This is a genomic window from Chryseobacterium sp. UNC8MFCol, from assembly GCF_000482305.1.
Taxonomy (GTDB): Bacteria; Bacteroidota; Bacteroidia; order Flavobacteriales; family Weeksellaceae; genus Chryseobacterium; species Chryseobacterium indologenes.
Genome location: NZ_KI535292.1, coordinates 9,247 through 26,772, shown reverse-complemented (window position 1 = coordinate 26,772; position 17,526 = coordinate 9,247). Strand labels below are relative to the sequence as shown.

Annotated in this window: 18 protein-coding genes and 1 pseudogene; 17 read left to right on the top strand and 2 right to left on the bottom strand. The window is 38.4% G+C overall.

The window, feature by feature from the left end:
• Position 1 precedes the first annotated feature (1 nt).
• The gene (locus M030_RS25110) at positions 2-634 is read right to left on the bottom strand and encodes a hypothetical protein (protein WP_027375099.1); all 633 of its coding nucleotides are present in this window, start codon (positions 632-634) and stop codon (positions 2-4) included.
• A gap of 147 nt (positions 635-781) precedes the next feature.
• Here M030_RS25110 and M030_RS0120435 point away from each other — a divergent pair, with 147 nt between their 5' ends.
• Complete coding sequence (locus M030_RS0120435) at positions 782-1,360, top strand: C40 family peptidase (protein ID WP_228375318.1); 579 nt, start codon at positions 782-784, stop codon at positions 1,358-1,360.
• A gap of 101 nt (positions 1,361-1,461) precedes the next feature.
• Here the strand turns inward: M030_RS0120435 and M030_RS24640 are convergent, their stop codons facing one another.
• A complete protein-coding gene (locus tag M030_RS24640; protein WP_051585197.1) occupies positions 1,462-2,649 on the bottom strand; it encodes an MFS transporter in 1,188 nt (395 codons plus the stop codon).
• A gap of 88 nt (positions 2,650-2,737) precedes the next feature.
• Between M030_RS24640 and M030_RS0120425 the strand changes: the two genes are divergently transcribed.
• From M030_RS0120425 to M030_RS25810, 16 genes and pseudogenes are all read left to right on the top strand, one after another.
• Positions 2,738-3,586 (top strand): AraC family transcriptional regulator, encoded by an 849-nt coding sequence (locus M030_RS0120425; RefSeq protein ID WP_027375097.1) that lies wholly within the window; start codon positions 2,738-2,740, stop codon positions 3,584-3,586.
• Between the two features lie 339 nt (positions 3,587-3,925).
• Entirely contained in the window at positions 3,926-4,537 is a 612-nt protein-coding gene (locus M030_RS0120415; protein ID WP_034722921.1) for a methyltransferase family protein, read from the top strand.
• 83 nt (positions 4,538-4,620) lie between these two features.
• Positions 4,621-5,433 carry a 2,3,4,5-tetrahydropyridine-2,6-dicarboxylate N-succinyltransferase gene (locus tag M030_RS0120410; protein WP_027375095.1) on the top strand — a complete coding sequence of 271 codons (813 nt, stop codon included), beginning with the start codon at positions 4,621-4,623 and terminating at the stop codon, positions 5,431-5,433.
• A 30-nt stretch (positions 5,434-5,463) separates the two neighbouring features.
• Positions 5,464-6,633 carry a glycosyltransferase family 87 protein gene (locus tag M030_RS0120405; protein ID WP_027375094.1) on the top strand — a complete coding sequence of 390 codons (1,170 nt, stop codon included), beginning with the start codon at positions 5,464-5,466 and terminating at the stop codon, positions 6,631-6,633.
• 3 nt (positions 6,634-6,636) lie between these two features.
• Complete coding sequence (locus tag M030_RS0120400; protein ID WP_027375093.1) at positions 6,637-7,566, top strand: glycosyltransferase family 2 protein; 930 nt, start codon at positions 6,637-6,639, stop codon at positions 7,564-7,566.
• The gene (locus M030_RS0120395; protein WP_027375092.1) at positions 7,567-8,343 is read left to right on the top strand and encodes a polysaccharide deacetylase family protein; all 777 of its coding nucleotides are present in this window, start codon (positions 7,567-7,569) and stop codon (positions 8,341-8,343) included.
• Positions 8,340-9,437, top strand: a complete 1,098-nt coding sequence (locus M030_RS0120390; RefSeq protein ID WP_027375091.1) for a glycosyltransferase family 4 protein — start codon at positions 8,340-8,342, stop codon at positions 9,435-9,437. Before M030_RS0120395 ends, M030_RS0120390 begins: the two co-directional genes overlap by 4 nt.
• Positions 9,438-9,684: 247 nt before the next feature.
• Positions 9,685-10,542: an ATP phosphoribosyltransferase gene (hisG, locus tag M030_RS0120385; RefSeq protein WP_027375090.1), complete on the top strand. Its 858-nt coding sequence runs from the start codon at positions 9,685-9,687 to the stop codon at positions 10,540-10,542.
• 10 nt (positions 10,543-10,552) lie between these two features.
• Positions 10,553-11,827 carry a histidinol dehydrogenase gene (gene hisD, locus M030_RS0120380; protein WP_027375089.1) on the top strand — a complete coding sequence of 425 codons (1,275 nt, stop codon included), beginning with the start codon at positions 10,553-10,555 and terminating at the stop codon, positions 11,825-11,827.
• A gap of 4 nt (positions 11,828-11,831) precedes the next feature.
• Positions 11,832-12,863: a histidinol-phosphate transaminase gene (gene hisC, locus M030_RS0120375; protein ID WP_051585213.1), complete on the top strand. Its 1,032-nt coding sequence runs from the start codon at positions 11,832-11,834 to the stop codon at positions 12,861-12,863.
• Between the two features lie 6 nt (positions 12,864-12,869).
• A complete protein-coding gene (gene hisB / locus M030_RS0120370) occupies positions 12,870-13,964 on the top strand; it encodes a bifunctional histidinol-phosphatase/imidazoleglycerol-phosphate dehydratase HisB (RefSeq protein WP_027375087.1) in 1,095 nt (364 codons plus the stop codon).
• A gap of 2 nt (positions 13,965-13,966) precedes the next feature.
• Entirely contained in the window at positions 13,967-14,545 is a 579-nt protein-coding gene (gene hisH / locus M030_RS0120365) for an imidazole glycerol phosphate synthase subunit HisH (protein ID WP_027375086.1), read from the top strand.
• The gene (hisA, locus tag M030_RS0120360) at positions 14,545-15,267 is read left to right on the top strand and encodes a 1-(5-phosphoribosyl)-5-[(5-phosphoribosylamino)methylideneamino]imidazole-4-carboxamide isomerase (protein ID WP_027375085.1); all 723 of its coding nucleotides are present in this window, start codon (positions 14,545-14,547) and stop codon (positions 15,265-15,267) included. Before hisH ends, hisA begins: the two co-directional genes overlap by 1 nt.
• Positions 15,260-16,012, top strand: coding sequence for an imidazole glycerol phosphate synthase subunit HisF (gene hisF, locus M030_RS0120355; RefSeq protein ID WP_027375084.1), 753 nt, complete (start codon positions 15,260-15,262; stop codon positions 16,010-16,012). Before hisA ends, hisF begins: the two co-directional genes overlap by 8 nt.
• The gene (gene hisIE, locus M030_RS0120350) at positions 16,009-16,596 is read left to right on the top strand and encodes a bifunctional phosphoribosyl-AMP cyclohydrolase/phosphoribosyl-ATP diphosphatase HisIE (protein WP_027375083.1); all 588 of its coding nucleotides are present in this window, start codon (positions 16,009-16,011) and stop codon (positions 16,594-16,596) included. The genes hisF and hisIE overlap by 4 nt, the downstream gene beginning before the upstream one ends.
• A 361-nt stretch (positions 16,597-16,957) precedes the next feature.
• Positions 16,958-17,526 (top strand): annotated as a pseudogene (locus tag M030_RS25810) (T9SS C-terminal target domain-containing protein); the annotation flags it as partial.

Here is a 17,526-nt window from a genome sequence, read left to right as displayed (position 1 = left end):
TTTATACAAATCCCATATTAGAAATTTCATTATTTTTTTCCAGTACTACAAAATACAATAGAAAATCCTCTTCAGAAAACTGTTTTTTAAACTGAACTTCCGGCTGCAAAGGGGAAATCTTTTCTGCAGTACTTTCTGCAGTATAGTTCACAGAATCCAGCTTAATACAGATGATAGTGGCTTGGCTATCCCCATTATTTTCATTCAGATAAAGAACCCGGTCCTTCATTTCAGCCTGCGCGGAAATATTTCCTATTTTTCCCATTTGAAAATTTTTAAGGAGCTTTTTCCCTTTTTCAGTGGTAAGTCCGTTTACAACTGTTCTTTTTCCCCTTTCCGAAATCGTATCCAGATCTTTTATTTCCGTCATCAGCTTGGCAAATTTCTGGTAGAGTAGGGTATCACCTGCCTCCTTAATATAAAAGTCAAGACTCTTCCTGATAATCTTTCCCATTTTTGAACAGTGCCCGAATTCGGAACTGTTCTGCCTTACTTTTTCGTAAGACGCATTCTTTTTAAAAGCCTTTTTATTGAATCCGCTTTTTTTCCGAACTACATTTTTGCCGTTCAGATTATAAAAAACCAGATCACCTACAGCGCCTTTAATTTTAATTAGACTTTCATACGTTGCCATGTTGCAAAAATTGAACTCAAATATAGCAATAAATAAATGAATTCAAAATTTTAACATATATTTATCATATAGTTGTAGTATAGTTATAGTATAATTAAAATATAAAATGTATATTTGTGTACAATTCTTTAATCGGGTAAAAATCAGATGAATATGATATCGGAATTATTTCAGAATACACGATCAATAAAGCAGCTGTCGATCCTACTGATTGCCTCTGCTTTTGTAGTGTCCTGCGGGACTTCGAAGAAAGTTTCTTCCTCAAAAAAATCTGGCAACAAAACGGTAGTAAAAGCTGAAAACCTTAGAAAGCTGGACTCAAAATTTGATGGAAAAGTTCCAAGATCAGTTAATGAAATTTTAAAAGATGCTGAAAAGTATCTGGGAACCCCATATAAATTCGGAGGAAATACCTCTTCAGGCTTTGATTGTTCAGGATTTACAGTAAAAGTATTTGAAGAAAACAGTTTCAACCTTCCCAGAAGATCATCTGATCAGGCAGAAGCCGGACAGAATATTGATATCAGAGATGTAAAACCCGGAGACTTATTGTTTTTTGCCACTGCCGGTGGTAGCAGAGTTTCTCATGTAGGAATCGTACATGACATAGGTAATGACGGAGAGGTGAGATTTATTCATGCCTCAACTTCAAAAGGAGTAATTATTTCTTCATTGAACGAGAAATACTGGAACAAAGCTTACCTGCATGCCCAAAGAGTATTATAAACGTTGCAATTGCCAAGTAAAGATTTAAATTTATAAAAAAACAACCCGTCGCCAACGATGGGTTGTTTCTTTTTAAATTAAAATTTCAATATAATAATATATTAGGTTCTCTCACAAGCCGGTGTTACAAATTCACTTTGATCTGAATCTTTCTTTTCCGCAATATTTTTAGGAAAAGAAAAGAAACTTAAAACAAGCGTGACTGACAATAGCAATATACTTACGGTGAGCACATGGTGAACTCCGTAATGAGAACTGACAATACCTCCGAGAAATGCCCCTAATGAAATCCCGATGTTAAAAGAGGACGTCAGTAAGCTGTTCACAAATTCCAATGCATGGTGAGGAACCGTTTGCGTGGTTCGTATATTGGAAACCAAAAATCCACCGGTATGAATCATTCCCCAAAGAGAAACAATCAGAATCATAGGAATAAAAATACCTCCCATGAAATAAGCAAAAATTTGCACTGTAATTAATAACACTAAAAATACTCTTGTTGTAAGTTGTACATTTCTGTGTAAAGCAAGTCCCATCAGCCAATTTCCAAGAGTTCCCATACCCCCGAAAAGAAGAAGCATAACACTGATCTGCGCGCCGTTCATGTGGGTAATTTCCTCAAGATAAGTCGTAAGGTAGGTATAGCTGGAAAACATTGCCGCCAATGTACCAATGGTAGAAATCAGATTCATCCATAAAAAAGGGTTTTTCAATACAATAAACTGATTCTGTGCAGATTTTTCTTTTTCTGCAGGTATCGAGGGAATAAAAAGGAGTAATCCTATAAATGCGATCAGACTGATGGCGCTACTCAGGAAAAATGAAGCCTTCCAGTTGTGGAAGAGATCAGCTGCATACGTAGTCATAGGAATCCCGAGAACAGTAGCAAGGCTTAGCCCCAGCATTACTGTGGATACCCCTTTGGCACCCTTTTCCTTGAATGCAATGGCAATAGAAATATTCCAGAAAAGCGGATGCAATACTGCCGGTAATATTCGGGCAATCATAAGCATCGTAAAGTTTGTAGAAAAGGCAGAGATAATATTTGAAAGTACAAAAATACTCATCACCTGACATAGAAGAAACTTGCGGTTTATCTTATTGGTGAATGACGTGATAAAAGGCGATGAAACGGCAACCGTAATGGCAAACGCGCTCAGCAGCCATCCTGCCGTATCTATGGATACTCCGAACTGCCGGCTGAGTGTAGGTAAAATACCAACCACTCCGAATTCAGTGGTAATGATACCAAAAGCGCCCAGGGCAAGGACGTAAATTGATCTTTTCATTAATTTTAAAAATTTTGTTGTAGCAAATTTGGACAGAAAAATTGTAAAAAATCAGTATATTTTCATGATAAATAAGTATTTTTGCGGTATGAAAAGAGAGAATATTGACCAATTGGTAAAAGTTGAATATCACGTAACTGCAAATTGCCCGTTGAAAGGCAATAAATTCTCATTTTTTCAGATCATATATGTTATTTCCGGGAAAGGTTCTTTTACCATCAACAATAATATTGCCTCTTATGGTAAAGGCAGCCTGATATTACTGACACCTGATGATGAACATCATCTGGAAATTGAAGATAAAACAGAACTTCTACTGGTAAAATTCAGTGAACGGTATATAAAGGATTATAAATGGAACAATATTAATTCTATCGGATGCTTACTGTATGGGGCTTCCTATCTTTCAGGATGTATTTTACAGAATAAGCCGGATATTATTTTGGTGGAGTCCATCATCACCTCTTTACTCCATGGATTGAATCATCCGGATCTTTATCAGGAAGAACTGACCCTGCATTATGTGAACGCATTGATTGTGATTGCTGCAAGAAATATCTCAAAGATGCGCGCCGAAAGTGTAGGTTCCAATACTGATAAAAGGATACTCGATATCATCAACTATATTCAGGGAAACATCCATGATCCGTCTCTTTTGAAAGTGGGAGTCATTGCCCAGCAATTCGGGCTTTCGGAAACCTACCTCGGCAGCTATTTTAAAAATCATTGCGGGGAAACAATCACCCATTATATTCTGAACTACAAATTAAGACTCATAGAGCACCGGCTTCTTTTCAGTGATATGAGGATCAATGAAATCGTGACTGAATTTGGATTTTCAGACGAAAGCCACCTGAATAAGTTTTTTAAAAAGCAACATCAAATGAGCCTGACAGAGTTTAAAAAAAGCAAAGGTCTTTCTAAAGTGGCAATTTAGATGTACATTGTAGAGGTTATTATATTCAATAGGTACGGGCTGCAGCCGTACTATTCAACCGTTTTGCTCCATGGGCTTTAATCATAATTTAGCAGAGTAAGTTTTAAACTGGCCCACCAAATCATAGATTGCCATACCTGTAGAAGGAGGAATTTTATATCTTCAACTGTAATCATCAAATGAGCTGAAAATTTTTAAAAACTTATGAGTTGCTCATATCCCATAAAGTTTAGTACTTAATTAAGCTCATCTGTAGAAGGCTTTGTCACTTTTGTAGATCGCATAACGCAATAGTATTGCACTCTGAAATCCCTGAAATTTGCCAAAAACTATTCTTTCATGACAGATTACATCAGATTTTTTATTCCGGCTTACTTCATCTTGTTTTTCGTCATTGCTTTTTTAGGCATCAGTATTAAAGTTGCCCGGCGAATAGGAAAGAACCCCATCGTTTTTCCTAAAGATGATACCGCTTATGCATGTATTGGCAGGTATTTTAAAATTACTTTGTTAACGTTGTTCGGTTATACGGTTATAATTGCATGGATTCCTGATCAGATGCAACAATCTTGTATAATAAGCTTTTTGAATATTCCCATTGTAAAATATATTGGAATTGCTTTGATGATATCAGCACTGATCTGGACAATAACCGCCCAGGTTCAGATGAAAGATTCATGGCGTATCGGGATTGATCAAGACGCAAAAACAAGGCTTATTATCCACGGACTGTTCAGGTTTTCAAGAAATCCCATATTTTTGGGAATGACAGTCAGTCTCGTCGGATTTTTTCTTTTGTTTCCTACGCTGATCGCATTCCTGTTTTTAACAACAGGAAGCCTTTTAATGCAGATTCAGATAAGGCTTGAAGAAGAATATTTAGTAAAACAGCATGGCCAAATCTATCTGGCTTATAAAAAGAGGGTTGCGCGGATGTTGAGCCTTTATTAAAAGCGTGAGCTGAAAAACGGTTTTGCTGAACTTTTTTGTATCTTTGGGCGGTATAATTTTTCAAACTAATTTAAATAAGAAACATGTCGTTACAACAAACTATTGAAAACATTTGGGATAATAGAGACCTATTACAAAATGAAGACAGCCAAAAAGCGATTAGAGAGGTAATTTCTTTACTAGATTCCGGAGAACTTCGTGTAGCTGAACCTACAGAAAACGGTTGGCAGGTAAATGAGTGGGTGAAGAAAGCCGTAGTAATGTATTTCCCGATCCAGAAGATGGAAACTATTGAAGTAGGTCCGTTCGAATTTCATGACAAAATTCCTTTAAAGAAAAATTATGCAGAAAAAGGAGTAAGAGTAGTTCCTCATGCCATTGCGAGAGAAGGTTCTTTCGTAGCTTCAGGAGTTATTATGATGCCTTCTTACGTAAACATCGGAGCATACGTAGATTCAGGAACCATGGTAGATACATGGGCTACAGTAGGAAGCTGTGCGCAAATCGGTAAAAACGTTCACCTAAGTGGTGGAGTTGGAATCGGTGGTGTTTTAGAGCCATTACAGGCAGCACCGGTAATCATTGAGGATGACTGTTTCATCGGTTCAAGATGTATCGTTGTAGAAGGTGTACACGTAGAAAAAGAAGCTGTTTTGGGGGCTAATGTAGTATTGACTGCCTCTACAAAAATTATTGACGTAACAGGAAGCGAGCCTATCGAAATCAAAGGAAGAGTTCCTGCACGTTCCGTAGTCATTCCTGGTAGCTATACAAAACAATATCCTGCGGGAGAATATCAGGTTCCATGTGCTTTGATCATCGGTCAGAGAAAAGAATCTACCGATAAAAAAACATCTCTGAATGATGCATTGAGAGATAACAATGTTGCTGTTTAAGATTAATTTTTAAACTAATACCGCACAATCTTGAAAGAAAAATTTCTTAAAATATTGTTAAACCCCAAATACATATTTGGGGTTTATATTATTGTAGCCATTGCTACAGCACTTTCCAAATTCTCAAGAGGATATCAGGCGATCAATAATTACCTGATTTTCAAGGGAGTATTTTTTAATACCCTTGATCAGAAAAATCTGTATTTACAATATCCTGAGCAATACTCCGATATGAATCATTACGGAATATTCTTCAGTCTATTGATTGCTCCTTTTGCCGTAATGCCGGACTGGATGGGAATTGCCTTGTGGAATGTCGCCAATACCGCAATCTTCCTGTATGCCATTCATAAACTTCCGTTTTCAGATCCTAAAAAAGCCCTTTTTGCTTTATTGTGCCTGCAGGAATATATTACTGCAGCCGTAAGCTTACAGTTTAATGTGGCTTTGGTAGGCCTTCTGATGCTGTCTGCAATTTACATTTACGAAAGAAAAGAAGTACAGTCTGCAACAGCCATCGTTATAGGGATTTTCGTGAAATTATATGGAATTGTAGGGTTGTCACAGTTTTTCTTTATTAAAAATAAGGTGAAATTTATCCTGGCAGGAATGGCAGTGGCAGTATTATGTCTGTGTATTCCGATGATCTATTCAAGCCCGCAGTTTGTGATCCAGAGTTACTCGGATTGGGCTACCTCTTTGATTTCAAAGAACAATGATAATCAGGTATTGGGGAATATGCAGGATATTTCTTTAATGGGATTTGTAAGAAGGATTTTAGGCGATGCTTCCATTTCCAATCTTACATTTTTAGCCTTTGGGGTTCCTTTATTTGCCTTGCCTTACATCAGAATCAAACAATATAAAAACTATGCATTTCAATTGATGATTCTGGCCTCTACACTATTGTTTCTGGTTTTATTTAGCTCAGGTTCAGAATCGCCAACATACATTATTGCAGTAGCGGGTGTCATGATCTGGTTTACATTGCAAAAAGAAAAAACACCTCTTGTTATCGGACTGTTGCTGTTTGTGATTATCCTGACCTGTTTCTCACCATCAGATTTATTCCCGAAATTTATCAAGCAGAATTATATCATTAAATATTCTTTGAAAGCCGTACCTTGTATCGTCGTTTGGTTGAGAGTTATCTATGAACTGATGACTAAAGATTTTGATAAGGACTACACTTTAAATTAATCTATGAAGAAAATTTCTATTGTCATACCCGCTCACAATGAAGAAGGTAATGTGGCCCTGGTTCATGAAAAAATAAAAGAAGTTTTTTCAGGATTAGAGAATTATGCTTTTGAAATCATCTTTGTCAACGATGGGAGCCGCGACAATACCCAGCAAAAGCTGGAAGAATTGTCTCAGCGATATGAAGAGGTAAAGTTTATTGAGTTTTCCAGAAATTTCGGACACCAGCCGGCAGTAAAAGCGGGAATAGATCATGCCAGCGGAAATGCAGTCATCTCCATGGACGGAGATCTGCAGCATCCTCCTGAGCTTATCCCTGAAATGATAAAAAAATGGGAAGAAGGATACGATATCGTCTATACGGTAAGGACCTATCCAAAGCAAATTTCTTATTTTAAAAGGAAAACTTCAGATGTCTTCTATAAACTGTTGTCCAGTCTTTCCGATGTGAATCTTACCAAAGGAGGAGGCTCAGATTTCAGGCTGATGGATGCCAATGCCGTACAGGCCATGAGGGATTTTAAGGAAGATGATTTGTTTCTGAGAGGACTGACGAGCTGGATGGGTTATAAACAGATCGGAATCGATTTCACAGCCGGGGAAAGAATGGCCGGTGAAAGCAGCTACAATCTCAAGAAAATGCTCAAATTTGCCTTTACCGGAATTACAGCCTTTAGTGTAAAACCATTGTATCTGGCCGCTTATCTTGGGTTCTTATTCTCTCTGCTTTCAGTCATTGGTTATGTTGCTTATGTGATCCATTCATTTGTTGTACACACCGAAATCTCAGGTTGGGCATCCTTAATCATGACCATCGTATTCTTTGGAGGACTGCAACTGATTATTCTGGGAATCATCGGCATTTATTTAGGAAAAATCTTTAAACAGGTAAAAGAAAGGCCTAATTATATTATAAAAAATAAAAATTTTTAAATGGTTTTATTAAGTTTTGATATCGAGGAGTTTGACATGCCTTTAGAATATAAAGGAGAGATCTCTTTTGATAAACAAATCTCCATATCCCAGTACGGGCTCGAAAATATTTTAAATATTCTAAAAAAACATCAGGCAAAAGCTACTTTTTTTTCCACTGTAGTTTTTGCGGAAAACAGCAAGCATCTGATTGAAAGATTGCTGAACGAAGGACATGAACTGGCTTCACATACCTGGTTTCATTCGGAATTTGAGGATAAACACCTGAAAGAATCCAGAGAAAGACTTGAAGAACTGTTCTCCACAAAAGTAACCGGATTAAGAATGCCGAGAATGATGCCTGTGGATGAAAAAGAAGTGGAGAAAGCAGGTTATTCATACAATTCATCCATTAATCCTACGTTTTTACCGGGAAGATATAACAATCTTAAAGTCTCAAGAACTTACTTTAAAGAAGGGAATGTCATGCAGGTTCCTGCCTCCGTGTCCCCTAATTTCAGAATTCCTTTATTTTGGCTGAGTTTTCACAATTTTCCTTTGTCTTTGTATAAAAAACTGGCTTCCGATACGTTGAAGAAAGACAAATATCTGAACATCTATTTCCATCCGTGGGAATTTGCAGAAATTAAAGATGAAGCCTTTAAGCTACCCGGCTTTACCGTGAAAAATTCCGGAAAAGATATGGTGGAAAGATTTGATACCTTTGTAGGCTGGCTTAAAGAGAAAGGTCATACGTTTGGTACATTTCAGGAATTTCAAAAACAACTACACTCATGAAAATTGCTTTTGACGCAAAACGTTTTTTCCATAATACGTCCGGTCTGGGCAACTATTCCAGAGATCTGCTAAGAATTCTTTCAGAATATGAGCCGGATAATGAATACATCTTGCTCAATAAAAACAAATCTGAACGTGGGAAGGAAATTCTGGAACGTTCGAATGTGAAATTTGCGCAGACTTCAAAAGGCAACTTTTCACGCCAGCTCAAAATGGGAAAAGATGCCCAGAAACTGGGAGCCGATATCTTTCATGGTCTATCAGGTGAATTACCTTTGAAATGGGATCAGAAACCTATTAAAAAAGTGGTGACCATTCATGATCTGATCTTTGTCCGCTACCCTCAATATTATTCATTTTTTGACAGGAAAATACATTTCTGGAAGTTTAAAAAGGCAGCGGAGACAGCAGATAAGATCATCGCCATTTCAGAACAGACCAAAAGGGATATTATTGATTTTTTAAAAATTCCTGAGACCAAGATTGATGTCATTTATCAGGGCTGTCATAAGGCATTCAAAGAGGAACAATCCCCGGAATTGATTCAGGCTGCGAAGGAAAAATTTAATCTTCCGGAAAGATTCATTCTGAATGTAGGAACCATTGAAGACCGTAAGAACTTATTGAATATTGTCAGAGCGATCCATGAAACTGACATCCCACTGGTAGTTGTAGGAAGAAAAACCAAATACTACCAGAAAATAGCCGCTTTCCTGAAGAAAAACAAAATGGAAAATCAGGTAATATTCCTGGAAGGCGTTTCCATGGATGAGCTGGCAGTGCTTTACAAACTGGCAGATATTTTTGTCTATCCAAGTTTTTTTGAAGGCTTCGGAATTCCTGTGATAGAAGCGCTTTTCTCAAAGACTGTTGTGGTGACAAGCAATACCAGCTGTCTGCCTGAAGCGGGTGGAAAAGACTCTGTGTACATCGACCCGGATAATTATCTGGACCTTAAGGCTAAAATAAAATTTCTCTGGGAAAATGAATCCGAAAGAAAACGTCGTGAGGAAAAGGGTTTCACGTTTGTTCAGAAATTTAATGATGAGCCGATTGCCAGGGAGCTGATGCATTTTTATCAAAAAATTATCTGAAAAAACTTTGAAATTTAAAAATAAACCCTACATTTGTACCATAATTCAATACAATGAAACCAATTTTTTTAGCATTACATCATTACTATCATCATCTCTGTTAGGCGGAATTGATTGATATAAGTTTGTGCTAAAATCAAAAATAATTAAAACCGTCTGAGTAAATAGACGGTTTTTTTGTTTCCTGAATTCGCCTCAGAAATTTCAACAGATCAGTTTTTATTTACTCGGACCCAAAGAAAACGAAATGAGTAAATTAAAAATTGCGATTCAGAAAAGCGGCCGGCTGTACGAAGATTCTTTACAGCTTCTCAAAGACTGCGGAATCTATGTCAACAACGGGAAAGACCAGCTTAAAGTGCTGATAGATAATTTTCCCATGGAAATCATGTATCTCCGGAATTCTGATATTCCCCAATACCTCGAAGACGGAGTGGTAGACGTTGCCATTGTCGGGGAAAACCTCCTGATAGAAAAACAGAAAAAAATCCAGATCGTACAATCGCTGGGCTTTTCCAAATGCCGTGTTTCCCTTGCTGTTCCCAAAGACGTCGAAACAGATGATCTGGCTTATTTCCAGGGAAAAAAAATTGCCACTTCTTACCCCAATACCCTGACAAGCTTTTTAGAAAAAAACGGAATACAATCTGACATACACGTGATCTCAGGCTCAGTGGAAATTGCACCCAATATAGGCCTTGCAGACGGAATCTGTGATATTGTAAGTTCCGGCAGTACTTTATTTAAAAACGGACTGAGAGAAACCGTTACCTTACTGAAATCCGAGGCTGTACTGGCCCAAACCCCGCAATTATCGAATGAAAAGATACATATTCTCGAAAAATTCTTATTCAGAATCAGAGCCGTTTTGAAAGCAAAAAATTCAAAATATATTCTGATGAATGTTCCTAACAATAAAATTCAGAAAGTGGCTGATGTCTTACCGGTACTGAAAAGCCCTACCGTTATCCCTCTGGCAGAAGAAGGATGGAGCAGTATTCATTCTGTGATCGACGAAGAAAGATTCTGGGATGTTATTGACGAACTGAAAGAAAACGGAGCTCAGGACATCCTGATCATTCCGATTGATAAAATGGTTATTTAAAAATACAGATATGAAAATATACAGATATCCAACGAAAAACATATGGCCGGAACTGTTGCAGCGACCTGTTTTAGAACAAAAGGAAATTTCAGTGCTTATAGAAGAGATATTCAGTGAAGTTAAAACAAATGGGGATAAGGCTCTACTGGCATTTAACCGAAAATTTGATCAGGCAGAAACTGAAACGGTAATGGTTACAGAAGCTGAGTGTAAAGAAGCAGGGAATCTGATTGCTGAAGATTTAAAACTGGCGATTCAGGAGGCAAAAGAAAACATCTCCAGGTTTCACATTTCACAGAAACCGGAAATCCAGAAAATTGAAACCACAAAAGGGGTTGTATGCTGGAGGGAAAACAGAGCAGTAGAGAAAGTGGGAATCTATATTCCCGGTGGCACGGCGCCTTTATTTTCAACAGTTCTGATGCTTGCTGTTCCTGCCAATCTGGCGGGATGTAAAGAAATCGTTTTATGCACACCGCCGGACAAAAACGGAAATATCAATCCTGCTATTCTGTATGCAGCAATGATTTGCGGGATTTCTAAAATCTTTAAGACAGGCGGAGCACAAGCCATTGCTGCCATGACTTTGGGAACAGAAAGTATTCCGAGCGTGTATAAAATCTTTGGACCCGGTAATCAATATGTCGTTGCTGCCAAAGAATACGCCCAGCAATATGGAGTGGCTATTGATATGCCCGCCGGTCCCAGCGAAGTGCTCGTCATTGCAGACGAACAGGCAATCCCGGAATTTTGTGCCGCAGATCTTCTCTCACAGGCAGAACACGGAAGCGACAGCCAGGTAATTTTCCTGACCACGGATCTTAAAGTATTTAATGAGACCATTAGCGCTGTCGGTCAGCAAATCAAAGGTTTACCCAGGAATGAAATGGCCAATAAAGCATTAGAAAACAGTTCTTTTATTTTACTTGATTCTCTTGGAGAAGCCGTTGCCTTCAGTAATTTGTACGCCCCGGAACACCTAATTCTGGCCATCCGGGAATTTGAAAAATATATCCCAGTGATTGAGAACGCAGGCTCCGTTTTCCTGGGGAATTATTCCTGCGAAAGTGCTGGAGATTATGCCAGCGGAACCAATCACACACTTCCGACCAACGCCTACGCAAGAAATTACAGCGGGGTTTCCCTTGATAGCTTTGTGAAAAAAATAACATTCCAGCACCTGTCAAAAGAAGGATTACAAAATTTAGGAAAAACAATAGAAATCATGGCTGAAGCAGAAGGCCTGCTTGCTCACAAAAATGCAGTATCAATACGATTACAATAATATAATGGAAAATAAAATAATTAATATCAGTGCTTTAGTAAGAGAAAATATTTCAAAACTGCAACCGTATATAAGTTTCAGGGATCATAATGAATTTAATGAACCGGTTCTTCTGGACGCTAATGAAAGTCCTTTCGGAGAATTCAATCGATACCCTGATTCTACCCAGAAAAAGCTTAAAAATAAACTGGCAGGCCTAAAGAATATTTCTCCTTTACAAATAGCCATAGGAAACGGAAGTGACGAGTTGATTGATTTAATCATCAAAGTCTTTTGTGAGCCTAAAAAAGATTCCATTATGATGATGAATCCTTCTTTTGCAATGTATGGGTTTTATGCGGCAATCAATGAAAATAAGGTCTTGAAACTCAATCTTGATGGGAATTTTGAGATCGTAAAAGATGATTTTATGAAGATGACCGGTGAAGAAGCCATTAAAGTATTCTTTCTATGCTCACCCAATAATCCCACTGGAAACAGTGTAGAAGATATTGAATTTTATGTCCGGAATTTTAACGGAATTGTCGTGGTGGATGAAGCGTATATTGAATTTTCAGGAAAAAAATCAAGCATTGAACTTTTAAACAAATATCCTAACCTCATTGTTCTGCAGACATTTTCCAAAGCTTGGGGAGCTGCAGGAGCAAGGGTGGGTATAGCATATGCTTCCGAAGAAATTATAAGCCTGATCAATACAGTAAAAGCACCTTATAATGTGAATTCATTAAGCCAGGAGCTGATTCTGAAAACTCTTGAAGAAAAAAACAGGTTAGAAGACAATGTAGAAGACATTTTAGCGGAAAGAAAATGGCTCGAAGAACAGTTTAAAAATATTCCGTGTATTTCAAAAGTATTTCCTACAGATGCCAACTTTTTTCTGATTCAAATGGGAAATGTAGATCAGGTATATGGAAAAATGCTGGAAGAGGAAATTTTAACCAGCAGAAGAGATCCTGCGATACCGGGATGTATCCGCATTAATGTCGGAAACCGTAAGGAAAATGAAAAACTGATCAACATTTTACAAACAACATAGACAGATATGAAAAAAGTATTATTTATAGACCGTGACGGAACGCTTATCATTGAGCCGCCCATCGATTTCCAGGTTGATTCGTTGGAAAAGCTTGAGTTTTATCCGGGAGTTTTCAGAAACCTTTCAAAAATAGCCAACGAGCTGGATTATGAATTGGTGATGGTGACCAATCAGGATGGTCTTGGAACGGAAAGCTTTCCTTTTGAAGACTTTATTAAACCTCAGGAAAAAATGTTGAAAGCATTTGAAAATGAGGGGATTTTATTTAGTGATATTTTAATCGATAAAAGCTTTGAGCACGAAAATCTTCCGACCAGAAAACCGGGAACGGGAATGATGGCAAAGTATATGTACGGAAATTATGATCTTGAAAATTCATATGTAATTGGTGATCGAAGTAGTGATGTGCAACTTGCTGTGAATTTGGGATGTAGAGCTGTTTATCTTAATCAGAACTTAAATACAGATGTTGCGCTCTCCACTTCAAGCTGGGCTGATATTTACCAGTTTTTAAAATCGGGAATGCGAAAGGCCAAAGTATACAGAAAGACCAACGAAACGGAGCTAGAGATCGAGGTTAATATCGATGGAAGCGGAAAAGCAGAAATTTCTACAGGGCTTCATTTTTTTGACCATATGCTGGAACAGATTGCGAGACACGGTAATATGGACCTCAAGATTAATGTAAACGGAGATCTTGCCGTGGATGAGCACCACACGATAGAAGATACGGCTATCGTTTTGGGTGAAGCAATTGTAAAGGCTTTAGGAAAGAAAAAAGGTATTGAAAGATACGGTTTCCTTCTCCCGATGGATGATTGCCTTGCACAAGTGGCTATAGACTTCGGAGGCAGACCATGGCTGGTTTGGGATGTTCAGTTGAGAAGAGAAAAAATCGGTGATGTTCCTGCAGAAATGTTTTTTCACTTCTTCAAATCGTTTACCGATTCTTCTAAATCCAACCTGAATATCAAAGCGGAAGGAGATAACGAACACCACAAGATCGAATCCGTTTTTAAAGCGTTTGCCAAAGCGATCAAAATGGCGGTCAATCAGTCTGATGCCAATTATAGTTTACCATCAACCAAAGGAAGTTTATAGAGATGATTGCTATCATAAAATATAACGGAGGTAATGTAAGCTCTGTACAGAATGCATTAGACCGCTTAGGAGTTGATTCGGTTATTACAGATGATCCCGAACAGATTACAAAGGCAGATAAAGTTATCTTTCCCGGTGTAGGCGAGGCTTCGTCCACCATGAAGCTTTTAAAGGAGAAAGGTCTGGATGTATTGATTCCGACTTTGACACAGCCTGTTTTGGGGATATGCCTGGGGATGCAGCTGATGTGTAAGGAGAACGAAGAAGGAAATACGGAAGGAATGGGGATCTTTGATTGCAAGGTGAAAAGATTTCCTCCACAAGGGCTGGTTCCCCACATGGGCTGGAATACGATTTCAGGTCAGGGTTTATCTTTATTTGGAGGACTTGAGGCCGGAAGTGATGTCTATTTCGTTCACAGTTATTATTGTGAATTGTCGGACTGTACGACTTCGGTGTGTGATTATATTCTGCCATTCAGTGCTTCATTGCAGAAAGATAATTTCTATGCAGTGCAGTTTCACCCTGAAAAATCGGGAGGAATCGGAAGCCAGATTTTAAACAATTTTATAAGATTATGATGAAAATTATTCCGGCTATAGATATTATCGACGGGAAGTGTGTACGCCTGTCCAAAGGAGATTATAACACCAAAAAGATTTATAACGAAAATCCTGTAGAAGTAGCAAAAGAGTTTGAGAGCTTCGGCATTCAGTTTCTTCACCTTGTAGACCTCGATGGCGCAAAATCAAAACATATTGTCAATCAGAAAGTATTGGAGAATATCGCAAATTCAACGTCGTTGCATATTGATTTTGGCGGAGGATTAAAGACCGAAGAAGATATACAAACGGCTTTCAGTTCCGGTGCAAAACAGATTACGTTGGGAAGTATTGCGGTACAGGATCCCGAATTTTGTTTTAAAATGATTGAACAATATGGTCCGGAGAAAATAATCCTCGGAGCCGATTGTGATAACCGAAAAATTAAAACTTCAGGCTGGCTGGAAGAAAGCGACCTGGACGTGATAGACTTTATTTCGAAATACAAAGAAAAGGGAATCCGACATGTGATCTGCACAGATATTGCCAAAGATGGGATGTTGGAGGGACCTTCGACAGGGCTTTATATTGAAATTTTGTATAAGACATCGGTTCAGTTGGTGGCCAGCGGTGGCATTTCAGGCATCAAAGATGTTTATAAAATGAAAGATCTCGGCTGTTCCGGGACAATTATCGGAAAAGCTATTTATGAAGGAAAAATAAGCTTACAACAACTTCAGAATTTTATTGAAAATGCTTAAAAAGAGAATTATTCCGTGTCTGGATATAAAAGACGGAGCTACCGTGAAGGGAGTCAACTTTGAAGGGTTACGAAATGCCGGAGATCCTGTGGAGCTGGCCAGAAAGTACGAAAAAGACGGAGCTGATGAGCTTGTTTTTCTGGATATCACTGCTACCATTGAGAACAGGAAAACGTTTGCAGAGCTGGTGAAAAATATCGCTAAAGAACTGAGTATCCCGTTTACAGTGGGCGGCGGAATTTCCACAGTTGAAGATGTAAGAAAACTTTTGGAAGCAGGAGCCGATAAGATCAGTGTCAACTCATCTGCCGTGAAAAATCCTCAGCTTATTTCTGACCTGGCGAAAGAATTCGGAAGCCAGTGTGTCGTGGTGGCTATTGATACCCGCTTGGTTCACCAATCGCATTTTGTTCACATCAAAGGAGGAAGGGAAGCTACTTCTCTCAATACCATTGAATGGGCAAAGCAGGCTGAAGCTTTGGGTGCCGGCGAAATTCTTTTAACTTCCATGGATGGTGACGGCACCAAAAATGGATTTGATGTGCAGATTACAAAGCTGGTGGCAGATGAGATCAGTATTCCTGTCATAGCTTCAGGAGGAGCGGGGAGTATGGATGACTTTGTTCAAGTATTTAATGAGACCAGAGCAACAGGAGCATTGGCAGCCAGTATTTTCCATTTCAATGAGATAGGCATTCAGGAGTTAAAACAACAGTTAAAACAAAAAAAAATAGAGATGCGATGAAAATTAATTTCAACAAAGATAATGGCCTGGTTCCCGTAATAATTCAGGACAACAGAACGCTGCAGGTTCTGATGCTTGGGTATATGAATGAAGAGGCCTTCAAGAAAACAGAACAGGAAGGAATCGTTACTTTTTTCAGCCGTTCCAAAAAGAGACTCTGGACAAAAGGAGAGGAGTCCGGTAATTTTTTAACGGTTAAAAGTATAGCCATCGATTGTGATCAGGATACCATTTTAATTAAAGCAACTCCAACCAATGTAGTTTGCCACACGGGAAGTTTCAGCTGCTTTGGAGAGAAGGCTCCAAAAGGCTTCTTATACGAGCTGGAAGAAAAGGTCTCTCAAAGAATTGATGATAAAACACAAGGATCATATACGTATTCACTCTACCAGAGAGGAATCAATAAAGTAGCTCAGAAAGTGGGGGAAGAAGCGGTGGAGGTCGTGATAGAAGCCAAAGATGATAATGCTGAACTCTTTAAAAATGAGGCTGCTGATCTGATGTATCATTTTTTGATCCTGTTGAAAGCGAAAGGTTTCTGTTTGGAAGATGTGGAAAAGGTTTTACACGAGCGAAATAAATAGTGTTTTCATGATGAATAAAATATTCCTTACGAAATTTAATCTCACTTCGGAATAAATAGTAAAAATGCTGATATTTAACTATACAAAGGCTATCTCATGTTGGGATAGCCTTTATTTTTTCTCTTTAGATGATAAGTGATAAAATGTTATGCTATTGAAAAGTGATTGATTATATAAGCTTATAAAATGAAATCATTAATTTTTTAAAATAATCTCAGTTATTTGATGATTAATGTGCATTAAATCAAGTTGTTGTATTGACTGATGTCCTTAAAATGGATTAGCTTTCATCCCTCAAAAATAAAACATAAATATGAAAATGCTTTACCTATGCGTAATTTTTTTATACGCATATCCAAACATGAAGGCCCAGGAAGTCCTCTGGCAGAAAGACATCAGATCCTCAACTCAGGATTTTCTCAGCCAGGTCACTACGACAATTGACCAGCAGTATCTTATCACAGGCAGTTCTATCCGGTCAGCAAGCGTGAAGCCGGAGGTTGGAAAACAACAGAATAACGGTTACGATTTCCATGCAGTCAAACTCAACCAACAGGGCGAGCAGGCTTGGGAAAAGTATTTCTCAGGATCAAATCATGATTATTTATCCTCTACAGTAACCACTCAGGATGGTGGATTTCTCTTGGCCGGAACTTCTTATTCCGGGAAAGGATTGGACAAAAAAGATGATTCCAAAGGCAGTTCAGATATCTGGCTGATCCGAATCAATGAATTCGGAGATGAGCTGTGGCAAAAAACGTTGGGGAGCTCGGCGGATGAAGAAGCCAGGGCAGTTATTCAGACTACCGATTTAGGATTTTTTGTAGCCGGAAATGTACAAAATTCATCAAAAGGATATGGCTCCAAAGATGTCCTGATCACCCGATTGGACAAAGACGGAAAAGAATTGTCACAATTGATTGTAGGGGG